The organism is Bacillus sp. AFS029533 (genome assembly GCF_002585125.1).
Lineage (GTDB): Bacteria > Bacillota > Bacilli > Bacillales > Bacillaceae_G > Gottfriedia > Gottfriedia luciferensis_B.
Genome location: NZ_NUQC01000008.1, coordinates 1 through 20,374 on the forward strand (window position 1 = coordinate 1; position 20,374 = coordinate 20,374).

Genomic DNA, 20,374 nt, shown 5'->3' on the forward strand with positions numbered 1-20,374 from the left:
TGGAATTTAATTGCGATACCGGAAATTTAATTGCGATACCCAAAATTTAATTGCGATACTCAGAATTTAATTGCGATACCCGGAATTTAATTGCGATACCCAGAATTTAATTGAGATACCCAGAATTTAATTGTATTACCCGAAAGCAGCTTCGAGGAATTTCTCACCTTAAAAGTTAAATCAAAATTGTACACCTTGTCTCGTACTCAACTCTAATTTCTTCCCTTTCGACACCTCATATAATAAAATATTTAAATAGATTGTCCTAAACTAATTGAATAAAGGGGGGCTGTGAAAATGAATGGAATGGGGTTAGTTCTCGAAGGTGGAGGAATGAGGGGGATTTATACTGCCGGTGTTCTTGATTATTTTCTTGAACAAAATATAGAAATTCCTTATGTGATAGGTGTTTCTGCGGGTGCTTGTATGGGTACTTCTTATCTATCAAAACAACATGGTCGTAATAAACGAGTAAATACGGAATTTTTACAGCATCCAGATTATATTTCTTTTAAAAATTTAATTCGTAATAAGCAGCTTTTTGGTATGGACTTATTATTTGATATTATTCCTAATGAGTTAGATCCATTTGATTTTAATTCGTTTTATAATGCTGAGCAAAAATTTGTAGTTGGTACGACTGATTGTGTTACAGGAGAACCTGTCTATTTTGATAAAGATCAAATTGTAGAATCAACAGATATGTTAAATATAATTCGGGCATCAAGTTCTTTACCGTTAATGGCTCCAATCATTAAGTTTAATGATCATTTCTTGATGGATGGTGGCATTGCAGATCCGATTCCAATCGGTAAATCTGAAGCAGATGGCAACCGTAAAAATATAGTTGTTTTGACTAGAAATGCTGGTTATCGTAAAAAACCATCAAAAGGAACTTGGTATTTGCAAAGAAAGTATAAGGATTATCCAGGGCTTGTTCAAGCAGTACTAAATAGGTATGAAGTTTATAATAAGCAACTTGAATATATTGAGGAGCAAGAAAAAGCTGGAAATATATTAGTCATTCGTCCTATACAAAAGTTAAAGGTTAGCCGAATCGAACGGAAAAAAGAACGTTTATTAGAGCTTTATAAAGAAGGATATGAAGATGCTAATCGGCTTCGTGAACAAATTTTAGGTTTTATATCGTATGAAAAAACGACCTGTTAATCAGGTCGTTTTAATATGTTGAAAATTAAACTATTTAGACTGATTGAAAACGCTTGTCTTTCAAAGTACGAAGCATATTATAAAAGCGAAACACTAAGAAATCGAGCGTTTGCATCAGTTTGATCAACCTGTTAAATTCAGGTTGTTTTTTTTTGGGGAGGGAGAAGATAGATTAATCCTTATTATTATTATTATTTTTGTTGTTATTATTGTTCATCATGTTTTTCATCATCATTTCAAACATTACCATATCGACACCTAAACACGGATTCATACAGCCACAGTTACTTTTTCTTCTAGTACAACAGCATCGGCATCTGCAGTGACAATCATGGTTATGGCAATCACAACGATCTCGATGGCAATCATCACAGTCGCAACGTCTTCTTCTGCAATCGTCACAATCACAGTCATTACGTCTACATCTACTTGAGTTCATGTTGACTTGATCTTGGTTGTTCCACATCGTAGAACACCTCCTTGAATAATCTACATAAACAAAATATGCATAGATGTCCCATCAAGGAAAGGCTAGTACCTAAAAAAAAAATAAAAAAGCACATTAATCTTTTTAAAGATCATGTGCCTTGAAATATTTAATATTAATGTGGGAAAAAAACCATTTGGATTAAGAATAAAATACCAAATATATAAATAACTGGTTTAACATTTTTTGCTTTCCCTTTAACGACTTTTAATAATGGATAGGTAATAAACCCAAGAGCAATACCTGTAGCAATACTTGATGTAAGTGGCATTGTGATAATAACTAGAAATGCAGGGAATGCTTCTTCAAAGTTATCCCACTCAATATGACGAACGCTACCCATCATTAAGCAACCTACTACGATTAATGACGGTGATGTAATTGCTGCTACATCAGAAATTGAATTAACAAGTGGGCTAAAGAATGCTGCAAAAACGAATAGTAATGCAACAACAAGTGCCGTTAAACCAGTTCTACCTCCAGCTGCAACACCAGCAGTAGACTCGATATAAGCAGTTGTAGGTGAAGTACCAAACATAGCTCCAATTGTTGTACCAAGTGAATCAGAAAGCATCGCACGACCAGTACGTTTTTCATCTTTCTTATTTAATAAACCAGCTTGTGAAGCTACACCCAAAAATGTACCTGTCGTATCAAAAATTGTAACTAATAAAAATGAAAAGACAACTGAATATAATCCATAATGAACGACATCTGAAAATGCAGTTATTGGATTAGCAACAATAATATGCTCAGGTAATTTAGGTAAAGAGAAAATACTTCCTTTAATGTGTAATTTTCCAGCAAAGCCCGCAATGATTGCTGTTGAAACCATTCCGAAGAATAAAGCTCCGTTTACATTTAAGGCAAATAAGATCACTGTAATGGCGATTCCGACTAAAGTAAGAACTACTCCAGGCGAATGAAGATCACCTAATCCTACAAGATTATCTTTGTTAGCAACGATTATACCTGAAAGACGTAAACCTATAAAAGCGATAAATAATCCAATTCCAACACTAATTGCATGTTTTAATGTATTTGGAATTGCTTCTATTAAATGAGTTCTAAATTTAGTTAAAGATAGAATTACGAATAAAATACCTGTAACGAATACAGCTGAGAAAGCCAATTGATATGAAATACCATGTGCTTTTGAAACAACTGAATAAGCAAAATATGCATTCATTCCCATTCCGGGAGCAATTGCAATTGGATAGTTTCCGAACAATGCCATAAATAATGTTCCGACTAAAGTTGCAATGATTGTTGCAGTAAATGCTTGGTCAAATGGGACGCCAGCAGCAGATAAAATTATAGGATTAACAATTATTATATAAGCCATTGTTAAAAAAGTGGTAAAACCAGCTATTACTTCTGTTTTAACTGAAGTGTTAGCTTCTTTTAATTTAAACATAATAGTTCTCCTTGCTAAAAAATACGAATGATATACTCAACAGTTATTAATATTATTCGTTTTATTGTGAAAGTGCAATAGTTTTTGTGAATTTTACAGCTTTTAACAAATTCAACTATGTTTAGTATTCCTAAAAGTACGATTTGGGTATGCTAAATCTGAATTATTTTAAAGGAGGATGTAGTAAATGAATCAGAAACAGTTTCCGACTAAATTTAATCCGCAACATCAAAATAAGCAACCAGGTATCGAAAAGGAAATGACGCCAATACCTATATCAGATGATCCAAACTACACGCCAAGTGGTAAATTAAAGGAAAAAGTAGCCATTATTACTGGGGGAGATAGTGGGATTGGAAGAGCAGTTGCAATACTTTTTGCAAAAGAAGGGGCATCAGTTTTTATTCCGTATTTCGATGAGGATGTTGATGCAGAAGATACAAAAAAATTTATAAATGATTTTGGTGGAAATTGTGAAATAATGAGATGTGACATTCGAACAGAGGAAGTTTGTAAACAAATCGTTCAAAATGCAATTCAAACCTTTGGGAAAATTAACATTTTAGTGAACAATGCTGCTGTTCAATATCCACAAAAGAATTTAGAAGACATTACTGAAGAGCAATTGAAAAGAACATTTGAAACGAATATTTTTTCAATGTTCTTTTTATCAAAAGCTTGCCTTCCACATATGAAGCAAGGAGACTCTATTATAAATACTGCGTCAATAACTGCTTATAAAGGACATGATCAATTATTGGATTACTCTGCGACGAAAGGAGCGATTGTTACATTTACTCGTTCACTTTCTACAAATCTTGCTCAAAAGGGAATTCGTGTTAATGGTGTAGCTCCTGGGCCAATTTGGACACCATTGATCCCAGCAAGTTTTGACGAACAAGAAGTAGCAAAGTTTGGTAGCACAACTCCTATGAAAAGAGCTGGACAACCAGTAGAGCTCGCACCGGCATATCTTTATTTAGCCAGCAATGAATCTTCCTTTATTACAGGACAAATCATTCATGTTAATGGTGGAGTAATTGTGAACGGATAAACTAATAAAATGGTGCCATATACGAAAATGTAAATGGCACCATTTTATTAATATTTAGGTCGAAACGTATGACAGCAAGTTTCACCACTATGTACAGCAGAAGTAGTTATCTCACCGTCTAAGACTGCATTTTGAATCGTTAAATCAAAGTCATTTGAGTATTCGTATGCTTCGGTTTGAACAAGAATTGAGTCTGCTTGGCAAAAGTTTCCCTGCCCCCAAAAATTACAATTTGCAACACTACATCTAATTTCTGGCATGAACTCACCCTCCTTTAGTTTTTATTTTCTACATACTTTTCAATCTCATTCAGATTAAAATAGTGCATTTATAGAAATTTTAGTGAGAATATTGTAAACTTTTGTTATATAGAAGGAGTTCGTAAGACTTTTATCGAATCAAAACTCTGATTAAGTATAGGAGGAGAACAATATGAATTGGGAAACAACTTATGAGAAATGGATTCAATCACCGACATTAGATCAAGAACTAAAAGAACAATTAATTAATCTTGAGAATAATCACCTTATACTTAAGGAAAGCTTTTATCAAAATTTAGAATTTGGAACTGGTGGAATGCGCGGGGAAATCGGGCCTGGAACGAATCGTATGAACATTTATACTATCCGTAAAGCATCTGCTGGTTTTGCAAAATATATTGAAAGCTTTGGAGAAGAAGCAAAAAACCGTGGAGTTGCAATTGCTTTCGATTCTCGTCATAAAAGTCCTGAGTTTGCAATGGAAGCAGCAAAAACACTTGCGACCCATGGTATTAAGGCGTATGTCTTCAATGAATTACGTCCTACACCAGAATTATCATTTGCAGTACGTGAGTTAAACTGCTTCGGTGGAATTGTCATTACGGCTAGTCATAATCCACCTGAATATAACGGATTTAAAGTTTATGGTGATGACGGTGGACAATTACCTCCAGCTGCTGCTGATCAAGTAATTGAATATGTTAATTCATTTGAAAATGAGTTAGAAATTGAAGTATCTTCTGAAAAAGAATTAGTTGATAAAGGCTTAATACATAGATTAGATGCAGAAATGGACAAATTATATGTAGAGCAACTAAAGACTGTTGTTGTTAATAACGAATTAGTTCAAGAACATGGTAAGGATTTAAAAATTGTCTTTACTCCATTACATGGCACAGCATTACTACCTGCAACAATGTCATTAAAAGCAGTTGGCTTTGAAAATGTAACAATTGTTGAAGAACAAGCAAAAGCAGATCCAAATTTTACAACTGTAAAATCACCAAACCCTGAAGAACACGCAGCATTTGAATATGCAATTCGTTACGGTAAAGAGATTGATGCAGATGTATTAATTGCAACTGACCCTGATGCTGACCGTTTAGGAATCGCTACGAAAAATGAAAAAGGCGAATATGTAGTCCTAACTGGAAATCAAACAGGAGCATTAATGCTTCATTATTTATTAAGCCAACAAGATGTACCTTCAAATGCTCTATTACTTAAAACAATCGTTACATCTGAATTTGGTCAAGTAATCGCATCAAAATTTGGTGTTAAAACAATCGATACACTTACTGGATTTAAGTTTATTGGTGAAAAAATTAAAGAATATGAGCAAACGAACGAATACTCATTCTTATTCGGTTATGAAGAAAGCTATGGCTACTTAATTAAACCATTTGTTCGTGATAAAGACGCAATCCAAGCAACAGTACTTGCTGCAGAAATTGCTACTTATTACAAAACAAAAGGTATGACTTTATATGAAGGCCTAAATAGCCTATATGAGCAATATGGCTATTACCTAGAAGGACTAAAATCATTAACATTAAAAGGGATTGAAGGTACAGAAAAAATCCAATCGATTTTAACAAATTACCGTCAAAATCCTCCGGTTGATATAAATGGTCTAAAAGTTGTTACAGTTGAAGACTATAAACTTCAAGAGAAAACGACTTTAGATTCAGGACAAAAAGAGCAAATACTTCTACCTAAATCAAACGTATTAAAGTATCAACTTGAAGACGGTTCATGGGTATGCTTACGCCCATCTGGAACTGAACCAAAAATCAAGTTCTATTTTGGAATTGTTGGACAATCTCGTCAAGATAGCATCCAAAAATTGGATAGTTTACAACAAGCATTTATGGAAAAAATTGAAGTATTAGTCTAAAAAAAGAGCGACTATTTAGTCGCTCTTTTCATTTATTTTTAGTTAAAGCTCTAATGATGAGATAAAAGATTGTTCCTCTGCGCTTTCTTCTCTAGTGGCATGCTCAATATGCTGGAACATACCTTTTAGTTTTTCATCAATGATCGCTAAATCCCTCTCGTATTTAAAGGCATGTAGAAAATGTTCGATACGCTTTGAAAAAAGTTCGTCTTTCGTATTTACCATTAACACGAGAAGCTTATCCCATTGACAACAATAAGTGTAATACAATGCTAAATCATAATCGGATTGTACTTGCATTGTGAACCTCCTTTTTAGAGGGTACACATAGTTTATGGCGAAAAAAATTAATTAGCCATGAGAGAATTTAACAAAAGGTTACGGTAGAGGTTAGGTAAAAAAAGGATGGTTAAGTGCAAGAATGAAAGGGGAAACAGGAAGTAAACAGGAAGTAAAGTGTTATGATTTTTCGTATTTTAGCAATACTTTATTGGTTTTGATCAATTTAAGTTAAATGGAACTCAAAATAGATGAAATTTGCCCAAAATATATTGATTACTGTTATTTTTTGTATTTAGGTTGGAGTTTTAATTGCTATTCCTGGAGTTTATTGCGATTCGAAGAAATTAATTGCGATTTCACGGAATTTAATTGCGATTCGCGGAAATTAATTGCGGTACCCGGAATATAAAAGCTCCTATTGATTTAATCTGAATTCTCCCCTACAGATAAAATCTTTTCCAACACTTAAGTATACTTTTATTTGAAACAGGGATAATAAGATTAAAATAATAAGCAATCTGGAGAAACTATGTACTCCAAACTAATTAGATTTTCTTAATCAAAAAAAAATTCAAAAATGAAGTTATATCAATCACATTGCACAAATAAAATGAACTACCGTATGAATTTTTTTCATACGTTTTTTGTGTTTATGTTTTTTTGAAAAATTTCGAATTAGATAAATGAATATAGTTTGGATATGACTATTTTTACATTAATTCAATTTTTAGTTCATAGAATAATATAAGAAGAGACAGGAGGAGAGTGTGATGAAGGCGAGTGATTATAGAGCGTTGGAATATGCTATTGACGAAATTACAGAGATTGCGAGAGGATTTGGGCTAGACTTTTACCCAATGCGCTATGAAATCTGTCCTGCAGATATCATTTATACATTTGGCGCTTACGGTATGCCTACAAGATTCTCCCACTGGAGCTTTGGAAAACAGTTTTATAAAATGAAGCTTCATTACGATTTGGGACTAAGCAAAATTTATGAATTGGTAATCAACTCTGATCCATGTTATGCGTTTTTATTAGATACAAACTCTCTCGTTCAAAATAAATTAATCGTTGCACACGTTTTAGCACACTGTGACTTCTTTAAAAATAATATTCGTTTCTCAAATACGAAGAGAGATATGGTTGAAAGTATGGCAGCTACTGCTGAACGAATTAAACACTATGAACATATATACGGAAAACAAGAAGTAGAAAATTTCCTAGATGCAGTACTCTCAATTCAAGAGCATATTGATCCTTCATTGATGCGACCAAAACTAGCTTATGATTTAGAAAGTGATTTCCCAATGAAAGAGAAAAAAAGAGTTACACCATATGACGATTTATGGAATATGGATCAAAGTAAAGAAAAGAAAAATGATTCAAACTTGATCCCGATTAAACGTAAACAATTCCCACCACAACCCGAAAAAGATATCTTATTATTTATCGAAGAATATTCTAGAGAACTAGAAGAATGGCAACGTGACATCCTTACTATGTTACGAGAAGAAATGCTTTATTTCTGGCCACAGCTTGAAACGAAAATTATGAATGAAGGCTGGGCAAGTTATTGGCACATCCGCATCATGCGTGAACTAAACCTTGATTCAAACGAAGCAATCGAATACGCAAAACTAAATGCTGGAGTAGTTCAACCGTCAAAAACAAGTATTAATCCATACTACTTAGGACTAAGAATGTTTGAAGATATTGAAGAGCGATATAATAATCCAAGCAAAGAAATGAGAGAGTTAGGTGTAAAACCTGGCAGCGGAAGAGAAAAAATGTTTGAAGTACGAGAATTAGAGTCCGATAGTTCATTTATACGAAACTATTTAACTAAAGATCTTGTCATGCGTGAAGATATGTATCTATTCCAAAGACAAGGTAAGGAGTATAAAGTTACTGATAAGGCATGGGAAAATGTACGAGATCAACTTGTAGTTAGTCGGGTAAATGGAGGATTCCCATATATCGTTGTTCAAGAGGGCGATTACTTAAAAAATGGGGAGCTTTATTTGAAGCATTCCTATGAACATATGGAACTTGATGTGAAGTATGTTGAGAAGGTAATGCCTTATATTCATCAGTTGTGGGGTAGAGGGGTTCATTTGGAGACGAATATTGAGAATAAGTCTGTGTTGTTTAGTTATGATGGGAAAAATATTCATCGGAAGTATATTTAAGACCACCTTTTATGGGTGGTTTTTCTTTTTAAGAGTTAAGGAAAATAATATATTAATTGATTGAGTATTTTTTTTATTCAGACTGAAATAAGTCTTCTTCCTTAAAGTATAATAAAATAAAATCTAAAAATAGGAGTGAAATGCATGGGTTTCGGATTTCGAAAGAGTATCAAAATCGCTCCAGGAGTTCGTTTAAATGTTGGAAGTAAAAGCATTGGGATGAGCGCTGGAGTAAAGGGATTTCGTTATAGTGTGAACAGTCGTACGGGAAGACGGGTTACTGCAAGCATTCCAGGAACAGGGTTATCCTATACTTCCTCATCAAAGGGAAGTAGCCGATCAAGTGCATATCAAAAGCGAAACGAGATTCTTAGAAGACAAAAGGAGCTTGAAAAAGTACAGGAAATTGAGCGAGCAAAGTGGGAAGTAGAAGCATATCAAAATACCATTGATCGTATCCACTCTATTCATATTGAAGCAGACGATGTGATAGATTGGCATGGTATTGCAGACCAAATGGTTCCAGTTGGAATCGGTCAAAATGAAAAAAAGGCAATGGAAAACCGACAAATGTTTAAAGCATCATTCTTTGAAAAACTGTTTAAAAAAGTTGAGAGGAAAGAAGCGGAACTTGATCGATTAATCGAGATTGCTAGACAAGAGGATGAAAAGAGCCGTCAACGAATAATATCCATGAAGCAAACCGCAAAATACATCCTAGCTGGTGATGAAGATGTGTACATACAAGTTTTTGAAGAAATGCAACCATTTGATGATTTGTTAGAATTCGGTAGTCAATTTGAAATAGTAATTGTAAGTCCAACAGTAATCGAAGTCGAATTTGAGGTAAATGGTAAAGAGGTTGTTCCAAAAGAAGAAAAAATGCTGACAAAAACTGGGAAACTAAGTATTAAACCATTAACAAAAACAAAGTACTATGATATTTTACAAGACTATGTATGTAGCACCGCCATACGTGTAGCAAGAGATAGTTTGGCACTGTTACCGATACAAGAAGTATATGTCCATGCTTATGATACGGTATCTAATTCAGTTACAGGGCATACTGAACGTATCTGTATTCTTTCGGTATGCTTTGATCAAGTAACTCTCGATTCATTAAATATGGATGCGATTGATTGTTCAGATAGCATGAACAATTTTGCTCACAAAATGGATTTTAAGAAAACAAAAGGATTTGTGGCAGTAGAACCTTTAATAATAAAGTAGTTCTTGTAATAGTGTTAGAAATGAAAATATGTTAATACATTATTCTTTGAATTGGAAGAAATAAACCCCCACCCGTTAAAGGTGGGATTTTATTTTGTTGTTATGAAAAAATTTAATATTTAAAATATTATGTAATTTGTTATAATTTATCTATTGTAGGAATAAATTCCAGATTTGTTAATTTAAACTAGTTAAATTTTGCTGAAGGCAATTTTAGCTAAGTGATAATTAAAATAAAAATTTTGTGTAAAGTAGGGAAAGTAATGTTAGGTCAGATGATTGAAAAATGTAGTAGAAATATACATAATACAGTACGCCAATTTGATTTCAAATTGATATCAGAAGTAATAAAAAACCTTTTATTCAAGATGTACATATATACAAGCATTTTAATATATTTGTTGTTTGTTAATTTATTAAACTTTAGAAAATGGAATTCGTTTGAATCTCTTGGAATAATAATAGGGTACGTGGTTGTTATACATTTATTTTTGAAATATTTATTTAAGAATGAGAATTTAAATTTCCATTTAAACAACATATTCTTTCACTTAAAATGGTTAATTAAATGGGCTACTTCCCATTTGATAATGGTTTCGGTATATATTTCTTTTACACTTTTTCATATTAGTTCTGCGTCCATCTTTATTATTGCAACTTTTCTAATTTTAATGATTGTACATTTTATAATAAAATATTTACAGGATATGAAGGTAGTAGATAATGATAATCCTTTTTTTGTATTATGGATTGGATTAATTAGTACATTTATAGGGTTTACGCTGTCAACATATACACAGGAGGCTTTTAATGAAAAAGATCAAAATAATAATTTAATAGGCGCATTAGATTTAGCAATAGTCCAAGCAGACAATATTAATGATACTTACAATGATCAAATTAGAAATATTCTACTAAAACTAAAAGAAAAAGATAAAATAACTTTAGAAGATATTACTATAGATTCACTTCCTTCAAATGACGCTTTAGAAGAAATAATTAAAAATGGAGAGCTATACAATAACTTATCTCCAATAGCAATTAATGATATGGGCTTTTTAGATATGGATTTACAAGTGAAGAAATTAAATAATGCATTTGGAGATTCAGATAGTGAGCAACAAAAAGGATTTACAGAGGCGTTCGAACAAGTTAAGAATAAACAAAGTGAAAACGACTTCAAAGATTTCATAAAATTTTATATAGATATATTGTATTACGTTCAGATAAATCAAAAAGAATTAATTTACATAATGGAAAATGAGAAAGCATTTTTATCGAAAACTATAAATCAGCAAGAATATTTGGAGCGTGTAGACGAAGGGAGAGAAGAATTCCAACAATATTCAGAACGCTTAGAAAAAACTACTCTTACAAGTTATTTAGAAAGTATACAAAAGCATGAATATGGAGTTACATACTCGGATCCTGTTTTTGTACATTTCGGTGAAGGAAAAATGTCTACTAAGTTTGATCAACTAATGTTTAAAGTACAATTCTTTTTTAGAAAGTGGGGAAATTAAAATCTTTAGAAGACGGAAGGCTGGGCAAGTTATTGGCATATCCGCATCATGCGTGAACTAAACCTTGATTCAAACGAAGCAATCGAATACGCAAAACTAAATGCTGGAGTAGTTCAACCATCAAAAACAAGTATTAATCCATACTACTTAGGACTAAGAATGTTTGAAGATATTGAAGAGCGATATAATAATCCAAGCAAAGAAATGAGAGAGTTAGGCGTTAAACCTGGCAGCGGAAGAGAAAAAATGTTTGAAGTAAGAGAATTAGAGTCTGATAGTTCATTTATACGAAACTACTTAACGAAAGATCTTGTCATGCGTGAAGATATGTACCTATTCCAACGACAAGGCAAGGAGTATAAAGTTACTGATAAGGCATGGGAAAATGTACGAGATCAACTTGTAGTTAGTCGAGTAAATGGAGGATTCCCTTATATTGTTGTTCAAGAGGGCGATTATTTAAAAAATGGGGAGCTTTATCTGAAGCATTCCTATGAACATATGGAACTTGACGTGAAGTATGTGGAGAAGGTAATGCCTTATATTCATCAATTGTGGGGTAGAGGGGTTCATTTGGAGACAAATATTGAGAATAAGTCTGTTTTGTTTAGTTATGATGGGAAGAATATTCATCGGAAGTATATTTGAGCCACCTTTTATAGGTGGTTTTTTTTATGTTTAGAAGTATAGAATTCTTTTTCGGTAAGATGCCAGCTTGAATACTGATTATATTTTTTTGTTAGGTATTTAAAATTTTAAACTCTCGGTATTTGAGCTACGGCAGTGAAATAGTCGACCAACGCTAGTTTTTGTATATATTCTGGAATTTTAAGTGAATTTATCTTGCAAAAGAACAGGATAGCAATAAAAATTAAGATATAATTAAAAAATTAAGGAGCGAATCAATGAAAAAATACTTCCAACTTTTGATAGTTTTACTTTTGCTTTTTTCTCTTTTTCCAGCCAAAAAATTCGCTGAAACGACAACCGGAACCGAAATTTATGGTGTCATTAGCGAGAACAGAACATTAACAAAAGAGGGATCCCCTTATATTCAAACAGGTATAATTGATATCTATCCGGGAGTCACGCTTACCATAGAACCTGGTGTACAGTTGATTGGAAAAAATGGGTTATGGATCTCTGTTAAAGGTAAATTACAGGCTGTTGGTACGGAACAAGACCGCATTTTATTACAAGATGTTTATGTAAAGGGTACTGATTTTAATAACAGCACGATTCAAATTGAGTATGCCGACCATTTTCATCAAACTACATACAATGGTGGTTTCCTCGTAACCACAATGAAAAAAAATGTTACGCTACGACATAACCAATATCGAAACGGTTCCATTTTTCTTTCGTCCTCTAATTTGGACTCTGTGATCGAGCATAATTTTTTTAGTCAAAAAGCAACGCTAGATGTTAATAATGGAAGTGGTAAAGTGATGATAAAAAATAACACCTTTATCAATCCAATTGATCATTATGCTCCAGATATTAACTTGAATAGTAGAGAACCTGACGGTGGAAATCCAAATATTTTTATTAACGAAAACAATTTCTTCGGTTACCCTCGAATAAAGGTGAAAATCTCTGGATATAATGGGATAATCTTTGATGGGAAAAATAATTATTGGGGTGTGACAGATTCCAGTCAGATTAACCAAGGAATTGTCGATTATCGAGATAAGTTAGACATCTCTTCGAATACATATAAACCATTTGAAAATAGCTACCCAAAAGGAGAATTGGGCGTATTCGTCACAAGCGTGAGCGATCATGACCAATCTATTAATGGCATGACTGATGCGGACAGCCTTGTGGAAATTTACCATAATGATGTGAAGATCGGTGAGGGAAATTCACTGCCGGATGGAAGTTTTCAGGTTCCAATCGAACTCCAACGAGGCGGAACCGTCTTATCGATAATAGTAAGAGATAGTTTCAACAGAACAGGTCCAATGACGAAAGTGACAGTGATGGATAATACGCCACCAGAAGTCCCTAGCGTAAATGAAGTGACTGATACTGAACTAGCAATCACAGGTACAGCCGAGCCATTATCCACCGTAGTGGCGATGGTTGGTAGCGAATTAGTCGGTAAGGATGTAACAGATGAAAATGGTTATTTTTCGATTGCAATTAAAACATTAATGGCTGATTCACAGGTACGTGTAATTGCTATAGACGAGTCCGGAAATAGGAGTGAAGCTAAGACTGTTACGGTGATCCACCGAGCACTCCCAGTCGCACCACAGCTTATAACTACTGAAATGACTGATCAATCGACTAGTATTAGTGGATATGCAGACAAAAACTTGATAATTAAAGTGTTTGCTGGTGAAACACTCATTGGTTCGTCCTATGCTTTAGATGGTATGTTTTCAATACATTTCCAACCACAAGTAGCCGGCACGATAATGAAAGTTTTTGCAGAAGATCAAGATCAAAATAGGAGTGACATCATTCAATTAACAGTGAAGGATGTGACAGCACCTTCGTTAAAACTTTCCTTTGATTTTCCACTAACTGACGCATCAAAGGAAGTCATCGGCAACTCGGAAGCAGGGGCAAAGATCACGATCAGAAATGGGGAAGAAATTGTCTCTGATGGCTATGCAAAGAATGATGGTAGTTTTGCAATACCAATAGCAATGCAAAAAGCAGGTACAGTTCTATACGTGACTGCAAGTGACGCTGCAAATAATGTAAGTCCAAGTGTAACTACCACGGTGATTGATAAAACTTCACCGCCAGAACCAATCGTTAATCCTGTTACCAATAAAGATGGAAAAATCTCAGGAAAAACGGAAGTAGGAGCAACTGTTAAAGCTGTTATAGGTAATAAAACTTACAACGCCATTGCTGATGTAAATGGTATTTTTAACATTATGATCCCGATTCAAAATAGTGGAACAGCGATTTCTGTTACTTCAACCGATCTTGCACAGAACCAAAGTCAGTCCAAAAATGTGGTGGTTACAAGAATTTCTCCAAATATTCCAGTGGTTAATACGATAACAAATAAATCTACCACAGTAACAGGGGTAAGCGAAAAAGGAGCCACGGTTACCGTGAAAGTGGGGACATTATCCTATAGCGGCATTGCTGATTCTTATGGGAAGTTCACAGTCAAGATATCTACTCAAAACAGTGGTGTAAAATTGAGCATTACTGCAAAAGATGCAGCAGGTAATATAAGCTTACCAAAGGAAATGCAGATTACTAGAGTTGCTCCAAATATTCCAGTGGTTAGTACGGTAACAAACAAATCTACTACAGTAACAGGGGTAAGTGAAAAAGGAGCCACGGTTACCGTGAAAGTGGGGACATTATCATATAGTAGCATTTCTGACTCTTACGGGAAGTTCACAGTCCAGATATCTACTCAAAACAGTGGTGTAAAATTGAGCATTACTGCAAAAGATGCAGCAGGTAATATAAGCTTACCAAAAGAAATGCAGGTTACTAGAGTTGCTCCGAATGTCCCGGTGGTTAACACACTCAACAATAAAGCGGCAACTGTTACTGGAAAAACCGAAAAATATGCGGTAGTAACAGTTAAGATTGGTACAAATTCATACACTTCTAAGGCTGATAGTGTAGGGAATTTCAAAGTGTCGATACCGATTCAAAACAGTGGGGTATCATTTAATGTAACTGCAACTGTAGCTGGAAAAGTTAGTAATGCTAACATCTTAAAAGTTACTCGTGTCGCACCGAATATACCGGTGGTGAGTTCAGTTAGGTATTATTCAACAACAGTTACTGGGAAGACGGAAAAGTATGCAATTGCTTCAGTAAAAATCAGTACAAAAGTTTATACTTCGAAAGCAAATAGCTATGGGGAATTTAAGGTGAATATACCAAAGCAAAAGGCCGGTACATATTTATATGTAACCGTAAAGGATGCAAAAGGATTAATTAGTGCAACAAGAACTGTAAAGGTCTATTAAAATCTGCATGAAATATGAAAAGCAGTGGAAACTCAATTCCACTGCTTTTTTGTTCAACCCTAAATATAAAACATCTACTGACAAATTAAGGAAAATCATTTTTTCTGGATTTCAGATTGGTTAAAATCTTTGTTTGCTGGACTAATACTAATAAATTTTTTTGTTGGAAAAAAGAAGATCTTTGAGAGAAACAAGGCTGGGCGAGTTATTGGCACATCCGTATTATGCGCGAACTGAACCTCGACTCAAACGAAGCAATCGAATACGCAAAACTAAACGCAGGTGTTGTACAGCCATCGAAAACAAGCATTAATCCATATTACTTAGGATTACGTATGTTTGAAGACATTGAAGAACGATACAATCATCCAACAAAAGAAATGCGTGAGTTAGGTGTTAAACCTGGCAGCGGAAGAGAAAAAATGTTTGAAGTGCGAGAGTTAGAGTCTGATAGCTCATTCATACGAAACTACTTAACTAAAGAACTAGTAATGCGAGAAGATATGTATTTATTCCAGCGCCAAGGTAAGGAGTATAAGGTTACCGATAAAGCTTGGGAGAATGTAAGAGATCAACTTGTTGTTAGTAGGGTAAATGGCGGATTTCCTTATATTGTTGTTCAAGAGGGCGATTATTTAAAAAATGGTGAGCTTTATTTGAAGCATTCCTATGAAAATATGGAACTTGATGTGAAGTATGTTGAGAAGGTTATGCCGTATATTCATCAGTTGTGGGGTAGAGGGGTTCATTTGGAGACGAATATTGAGAATAAGTCTGTGTTGTTTAGTTATGATGGAAAGAATATTCATCGGAAGTATATTTAGAGCCACCTTTTTTAGGTGGTTTTCTTAATGGATTAGAAAGTATAAAATTCTTTTTTGGTAAGTTAACCTTATTCAACTAAATGGCAGTTTAGTGGAATAAGAATAATTTGAAATTCTATGGAAAAAGGTAAAATTAACCCAAATTACAACTTAAGATTGTATAGTATAATTTAAAGAAAATAATTGGAATTTTTTAGGGGAGTATTGTCTAGATGAATAAAAAATTGAAATGGATCGGCATTATTATTACTATCTTTTTGGCTTATTACATTTTTATTTTTTCTCCAAAGCCACCAGAAGCTAGCATAAAAGTAGAGAAGCAAACTTATGTATTAAAAGCAAAAGATTTTGACTATCCATCCTATGGGAAAAACAGTGTTAAAACTTTGAAGTATCACAACGTAAGAGAACTATATGATTTGCTGGATGACCAACCTGAGGTTACGGTTAAAGTGGGTCAGCATATTATCTATAAAAATGATGCACCTCATACTTATACGCAAGTTTTTTATGACAGTGTCGATCAAAACAAATCGTTGAACCGCATAGAAACTGACATAGAAACTAATAAAGTTTTTCAGATGATAACAACACCTGGTCATTATATTTTGACATACAGTACGGACTTTGGCGGGGAAGGGACATTAGCCAACTATTTTGTAAAAGTTCATATAGTTAAATGATAAATAATTTTTTATTCAAATTCCTTATTGAACTAACTAATGCGTTAGTTCAACATCACGATTAGAGTAAGTGAGAAAAATGAGGTTTATATCATGTATCAATTTACAAACGAAAAAAGAAAAGAAAAAATTTATAAGTTATATTTAATACTATTTATTGTTTCAGCATTAATAAATGAAATTCTAATTTTTGCAGACGGAAATATGATCAGAGGAATAGCAAGTCTTTTATTCTATTTCATTGTCATGTTTTTCGGTTTACAAAGGAAAGCATGGTCTGTAATAATTATAAAATTTATGGTTTGGATACACATTATTATTCTGTTATTAATGATTCTATCGATAACAATTAAGTGACAAAGTTATGCAACTAACGCAGTGCTTTACTTCTATAAAGAAGTAGAGCTTTTTTATTGAATAAAGTGGCAGATTAGTTACATAAGACAGTATGGTATTTTTTATGTAAAATAATGAGAGCGAAACTATATAGAACGGAGAAGATAACTTGAACGTGGATTATTTGAATTACAATGAAAAACAAATTAAAGCAATTGACCTTATGCATCTTTATAAAAATGCAGGTTGGTGGGCAGAAAGAAATGAGGAAGATATTGAACAGATGTTAGAATCAGTAATTTCAATAGGTGCTTGGAAAGATGGTAAACTTATAGGGTTTGCCAGAGCCATTTCTGACGGTCAATTTAGAGCATACATAGAAGATGTTGTTATTCATACATCATTTCAAAATTCAGGCATTGGGAGGATTCTAGTTTCCAAATTATTAGATGAGCTTTCTAATATTGATGTAATTAGCTTATTTTGCGAAGAATATTTAATCCCATTTTACGCAAAAAATCATTTTAAATTCAGTAAATCACAATTTGTAATGCATAGAAAATGAAATTACCTTATGCAACTAACTAATGCTTTAGTTGTACAATGTGTTCGGCTGTAAAGTCGGTCTTTCTTATTCAACAAAATAGCAGGTTAGTTGTATAAGAACGATTAAACTTTCGTAAAAAAAAGCGAAATTCCCCCAAATTACAGTTGTGGATATATCTAGTATAATTATCATTAATGTTATATTAAAAAATTTAATAAAAAAGTTGCTAAAGGGAGAATTTTCTAGATGGACTCAACTATATTTTTTCGTTTATTGACTTATGCCATTAGAGATTTTTTTAAAGTTAGTATATTAGTAGTTATATTTTTTTTCTTTTTACTGAAAATCATTGAGAACCCCATAGTAAAAATGATTTTTAAAGTTATACTTGCTGTTATTTTACTTTATTTTTTGCTTTTTTATATAAATGACTATTTTTGAACAAACGCAGTGTGAGGATAAACAATAAAAAGGGGTCAAGCGAATGGAAAATTTAGCAAATGAAACAATTAAACAAGCACAGAAATTTGGGATGTTAGACTTGCAATTTACAATACTTAAATTAGTAAGTGCAGGTTTTATCATTACACTGTTTGCAATTGTAATAATGTCTATTTATTTTTTTCTTAAAACAAAACACAAGAAACAAGTTATGGAATATGAACACGAATTAAAGGAAAACACTTCAAACATCCTGAAATAGCTTGAATAATTAATATGTAACTAGCATAGCATTCCTCATATTTCTTATTCAACTAACGCAGTGCGTTAGTTCAACAAAAAAGGTCTTTTTAAAGTAAAAATAGAATTAAACATGCATTACTTCGATAACCAAGAAGTAATGCTTTTTTATTTTAAAATTGTGAGAAAAAATTGTTTTTAATACGTTTTATAATATGTAAAATCTTTTACCAAAAAATAAGGGAATGATTAAATGAAGTCTAATGATAAAAATTTTATTCAGCGATTACAGCGACAAAAAGAAGACGCATTAGAATTTATAGTTGATCAATACTTGCCATTAATAAAAGGAGTGGCTTATCAAGTTCTCGCCCCTCTTAAAAATGATGGAATTATAGAAGAATGTATAAATGATATTTTTCTTTCAATATGGAACCATTCGAAAAAGTTCGATGGAAATTCATGTGATTTCAAGAAATGGATTTGTGCGATTGCAAAGTTTAAGTCGATTGATTATTACAGGAGAATGAGTAAAGAAAAAGAGTTCCCTTCAAATTATATGGATTTGAATGCTGAAGAATCAGTTGAAGATGAATTAATTAAATTGGAAGATAAATCTGAGCTAATTAAATTAATCAATCAATTAGATCCACTTGATCGAGATATTTTTATTATGAAGTTCTTACTAGGATTAAAAACGGAGCAGATCTCTACAAAACTCGGTTTGACTAAAGCTTCCATTGATAATCGGATTTATAGAGGAAAAAAGAAACTTTCTAAAAAAGCTACAAATCTTAATCTAGGAGGTAGTATTGTATGAAAGATATTTATGCATTATTAAATGAGATTGACATAGATGTAAATGAATATGAGGAAATGGAAGTAAGTGAATTTGAAAAAGCTAAATTAAAAAGAGCTTTAAAACAAACAATTAATAAGAAAAAATCAATGAAGAGTTGGAAAAAACTAGTTGCAGCTTGTTGTGTAATCATTGTATTGGGTTTCAGTTCAATGACTATTCCACCCGTCAAAGCATCAATTGAAACGGCATTAAATTTGTTACTTAAAGACAAGGTTGAGAAAATGGATAATCTCCCATCTAAGACTAAATTTATGGCAGTTGAAAAGTATATGAATGGTGATACTCTAACTACTTATATTTCTGGAAAAAAGGAAAGAGATGAGTGGCAAAATGGGAACTATTCAATTTCAGATGGAAAAATCATTGCTTCATACGATAAGGAATCAAATATTTTCCTAATCGAAAAAAACGATGGTGAAGGATACTTAGAGGCAAAAAAAATGTTCTTAGAATTAGATTCTTCACAAATAAAAGATCTCGGAACAGACACCTTTTTTAATCGTACAGTTAATAAATATTTAGTTCAACCATCAGATACAGAAAAAATAGAATTATGGTTTGATAAAAAAACAGATTTTTTGGTAAGAGAAATTGAAATCAATCCTGATCATACTCGAATTGAAAGTTCTAAAATAACTAAACTAGATTTTAATGCCGATATTTCTCAAAGTATTTTTGATATCAAAGCACCTAAAGGAGCACATGTTATTGATGCTAGAAATCCTAGAGAAATGACGAAAGACCAGAAAAGAGAATATGAAATATATATGGAAAAATCAGAGCGTAATCCGAAATTTGAGGATTAATAAGTTTCGGTTTTTCAATCAATTCGTTATTCAACTACTATGGGAGAACGATTTAATTTGCCATTCACTGTTGTGAATCTCTGATTCATGGATGGCTAACGCATGCTTTAGTTCAATAACTACTGGGAGCCGATATTCGGCTTCTATTTTATTTTGTTTAGAGG

At 32.9% G+C, this 20,374-nt stretch carries 17 protein-coding genes and 2 pseudogenes; 15 read left to right on the plus strand and 4 right to left on the minus strand.

Features of this window, described 5'->3' with window-relative positions:
* Positions 1 to 297 precede the first annotated feature (297 nt).
* The gene (locus tag COE53_RS04285; protein ID WP_069032868.1) at positions 298 to 1,170 is read left to right on the plus strand and encodes a patatin-like phospholipase family protein; all 873 of its coding nucleotides are present in this window, start codon (positions 298 to 300) and stop codon (positions 1,168 to 1,170) included.
* A gap of 172 nt (positions 1,171 to 1,342) precedes the next feature.
* On the opposite strand, the gene COE53_RS23700 is transcribed toward COE53_RS04285, so the two are convergent.
* Complete coding sequence (locus tag COE53_RS23700) at positions 1,343 to 1,636, minus strand: hypothetical protein (protein ID WP_139116344.1); 294 nt, start codon at positions 1,634 to 1,636, stop codon at positions 1,343 to 1,345.
* Positions 1,637 to 1,772: 136 nt separating this feature from the next.
* Entirely contained in the window at positions 1,773 to 3,074 is a 1,302-nt protein-coding gene (locus tag COE53_RS04290; protein WP_069032869.1) for an NCS2 family permease, read from the minus strand.
* Positions 3,075 to 3,261: 187 nt separating this feature from the next.
* On the opposite strand from COE53_RS04290, the gene COE53_RS04295 reads away from it, so the two are divergent.
* Positions 3,262 to 4,128 (plus strand): SDR family oxidoreductase, encoded by an 867-nt coding sequence (locus COE53_RS04295; protein ID WP_069032870.1) that lies wholly within the window; start codon positions 3,262 to 3,264, stop codon positions 4,126 to 4,128.
* A 47-nt stretch (positions 4,129 to 4,175) separates the two neighbouring features.
* On the opposite strand, the gene COE53_RS04300 is transcribed toward COE53_RS04295, so the two are convergent.
* Entirely contained in the window at positions 4,176 to 4,388 is a 213-nt protein-coding gene (locus tag COE53_RS04300; protein WP_056471273.1) for a DUF1540 domain-containing protein, read from the minus strand.
* A 172-nt stretch (positions 4,389 to 4,560) separates the two neighbouring features.
* On the opposite strand from COE53_RS04300, the gene COE53_RS04305 reads away from it, so the two are divergent.
* Positions 4,561 to 6,285: a phospho-sugar mutase gene (locus tag COE53_RS04305; protein ID WP_069032871.1), complete on the plus strand. Its 1,725-nt coding sequence runs from the start codon at positions 4,561 to 4,563 to the stop codon at positions 6,283 to 6,285.
* 42 nt (positions 6,286 to 6,327) lie between these two features.
* On the opposite strand, the gene COE53_RS04310 is transcribed toward COE53_RS04305, so the two are convergent.
* A complete protein-coding gene (locus COE53_RS04310; protein WP_069032872.1) occupies positions 6,328 to 6,585 on the minus strand; it encodes a YhdB family protein in 258 nt (85 codons plus the stop codon).
* A gap of 752 nt (positions 6,586 to 7,337) precedes the next feature.
* Between COE53_RS04310 and COE53_RS04315 the strand changes: the two genes are divergently transcribed.
* From COE53_RS04315 to COE53_RS04375, 12 genes and pseudogenes are all read left to right on the plus strand, one after another.
* Positions 7,338 to 8,759 carry a SpoVR family protein gene (locus tag COE53_RS04315; protein WP_069032873.1) on the plus strand — a complete coding sequence of 474 codons (1,422 nt, stop codon included), beginning with the start codon at positions 7,338 to 7,340 and terminating at the stop codon, positions 8,757 to 8,759.
* A 144-nt stretch (positions 8,760 to 8,903) separates the two neighbouring features.
* Positions 8,904 to 9,989, plus strand: a complete 1,086-nt coding sequence (locus tag COE53_RS04320; RefSeq protein ID WP_091024871.1) for a DUF4236 domain-containing protein — start codon at positions 8,904 to 8,906, stop codon at positions 9,987 to 9,989.
* A 584-nt stretch (positions 9,990 to 10,573) separates the two neighbouring features.
* Positions 10,574 to 11,512 (plus strand): hypothetical protein, encoded by a 939-nt coding sequence (locus COE53_RS04325; RefSeq protein ID WP_142350393.1) that lies wholly within the window; start codon positions 10,574 to 10,576, stop codon positions 11,510 to 11,512.
* 15 nt (positions 11,513 to 11,527) lie between these two features.
* Positions 11,528 to 12,160 (plus strand): annotated as a pseudogene (locus COE53_RS04330) (SpoVR family protein); the annotation flags it as partial.
* A gap of 257 nt (positions 12,161 to 12,417) precedes the next feature.
* Positions 12,418 to 15,471, plus strand: a complete 3,054-nt coding sequence (locus COE53_RS04335; RefSeq protein WP_098947499.1) for an Ig-like domain-containing protein — start codon at positions 12,418 to 12,420, stop codon at positions 15,469 to 15,471.
* Positions 15,472 to 15,662: 191 nt separating this feature from the next.
* Positions 15,663 to 16,295: pseudogene (locus COE53_RS04340) on the plus strand (SpoVR family protein); the annotation flags it as partial.
* Positions 16,296 to 16,507: 212 nt separating this feature from the next.
* Positions 16,508 to 16,978, plus strand: coding sequence for a hypothetical protein (locus tag COE53_RS04345; RefSeq protein WP_098947500.1), 471 nt, complete (start codon positions 16,508 to 16,510; stop codon positions 16,976 to 16,978).
* 93 nt (positions 16,979 to 17,071) lie between these two features.
* On the plus strand, positions 17,072 to 17,335 hold the full coding sequence (locus COE53_RS04350; RefSeq protein WP_098947501.1) for a hypothetical protein: 264 nt from the start codon (positions 17,072 to 17,074) through the stop codon (positions 17,333 to 17,335).
* A gap of 202 nt (positions 17,336 to 17,537) precedes the next feature.
* On the plus strand, positions 17,538 to 17,879 hold the full coding sequence (locus COE53_RS04355) for a GNAT family N-acetyltransferase (protein WP_098947513.1): 342 nt from the start codon (positions 17,538 to 17,540) through the stop codon (positions 17,877 to 17,879).
* A gap of 466 nt (positions 17,880 to 18,345) precedes the next feature.
* The gene (locus COE53_RS04365) at positions 18,346 to 18,564 is read left to right on the plus strand and encodes a hypothetical protein (RefSeq protein ID WP_098947503.1); all 219 of its coding nucleotides are present in this window, start codon (positions 18,346 to 18,348) and stop codon (positions 18,562 to 18,564) included.
* Positions 18,565 to 18,795: 231 nt separating this feature from the next.
* Positions 18,796 to 19,362: a sigma-70 family RNA polymerase sigma factor gene (locus COE53_RS04370; RefSeq protein WP_098947504.1), complete on the plus strand. Its 567-nt coding sequence runs from the start codon at positions 18,796 to 18,798 to the stop codon at positions 19,360 to 19,362.
* The gene (locus COE53_RS04375) at positions 19,359 to 20,210 is read left to right on the plus strand and encodes a LolA family protein (protein WP_098947505.1); all 852 of its coding nucleotides are present in this window, start codon (positions 19,359 to 19,361) and stop codon (positions 20,208 to 20,210) included. Before COE53_RS04370 ends, COE53_RS04375 begins: the two co-directional genes overlap by 4 nt.
* Positions 20,211 to 20,374 lie beyond the last annotated feature (164 nt).

Coding starts and splice junctions, on each gene's coding strand:
- COE53_RS04285 (WP_069032868.1), top strand. CDS start 298: ATGAATGGAATGGGGTTAGTTCTCGAAGGTGGAGGAATGAGGGGGATT.
- COE53_RS23700 (WP_139116344.1), bottom strand. CDS start 1,636: ATGTGGAACAACCAAGATCAAGTCAACATGAACTCAAGTAGATGTAGA.
- COE53_RS04290 (WP_069032869.1), bottom strand. CDS start 3,074: ATGTTTAAATTAAAAGAAGCTAACACTTCAGTTAAAACAGAAGTAATA.
- COE53_RS04295 (WP_069032870.1), top strand. CDS start 3,262: ATGAATCAGAAACAGTTTCCGACTAAATTTAATCCGCAACATCAAAAT.
- COE53_RS04300 (WP_056471273.1), bottom strand. CDS start 4,388: ATGCCAGAAATTAGATGTAGTGTTGCAAATTGTAATTTTTGGGGGCAG.
- COE53_RS04305 (WP_069032871.1), top strand. CDS start 4,561: ATGAATTGGGAAACAACTTATGAGAAATGGATTCAATCACCGACATTA.
- COE53_RS04310 (WP_069032872.1), bottom strand. CDS start 6,585: ATGCAAGTACAATCCGATTATGATTTAGCATTGTATTACACTTATTGT.
- COE53_RS04315 (WP_069032873.1), top strand. CDS start 7,338: ATGAAGGCGAGTGATTATAGAGCGTTGGAATATGCTATTGACGAAATT.
- COE53_RS04320 (WP_091024871.1), top strand. CDS start 8,904: ATGGGTTTCGGATTTCGAAAGAGTATCAAAATCGCTCCAGGAGTTCGT.
- COE53_RS04335 (WP_098947499.1), top strand. CDS start 12,418: ATGAAAAAATACTTCCAACTTTTGATAGTTTTACTTTTGCTTTTTTCT.
- COE53_RS04345 (WP_098947500.1), top strand. CDS start 16,508: ATGAATAAAAAATTGAAATGGATCGGCATTATTATTACTATCTTTTTG.
- COE53_RS04350 (WP_098947501.1), top strand. CDS start 17,072: ATGTATCAATTTACAAACGAAAAAAGAAAAGAAAAAATTTATAAGTTA.
- COE53_RS04355 (WP_098947513.1), top strand. CDS start 17,538: ATGCATCTTTATAAAAATGCAGGTTGGTGGGCAGAAAGAAATGAGGAA.
- COE53_RS04365 (WP_098947503.1), top strand. CDS start 18,346: ATGGAAAATTTAGCAAATGAAACAATTAAACAAGCACAGAAATTTGGG.
- COE53_RS04370 (WP_098947504.1), top strand. CDS start 18,796: ATGAAGTCTAATGATAAAAATTTTATTCAGCGATTACAGCGACAAAAA.
- COE53_RS04375 (WP_098947505.1), top strand. CDS start 19,359: ATGAAAGATATTTATGCATTATTAAATGAGATTGACATAGATGTAAAT.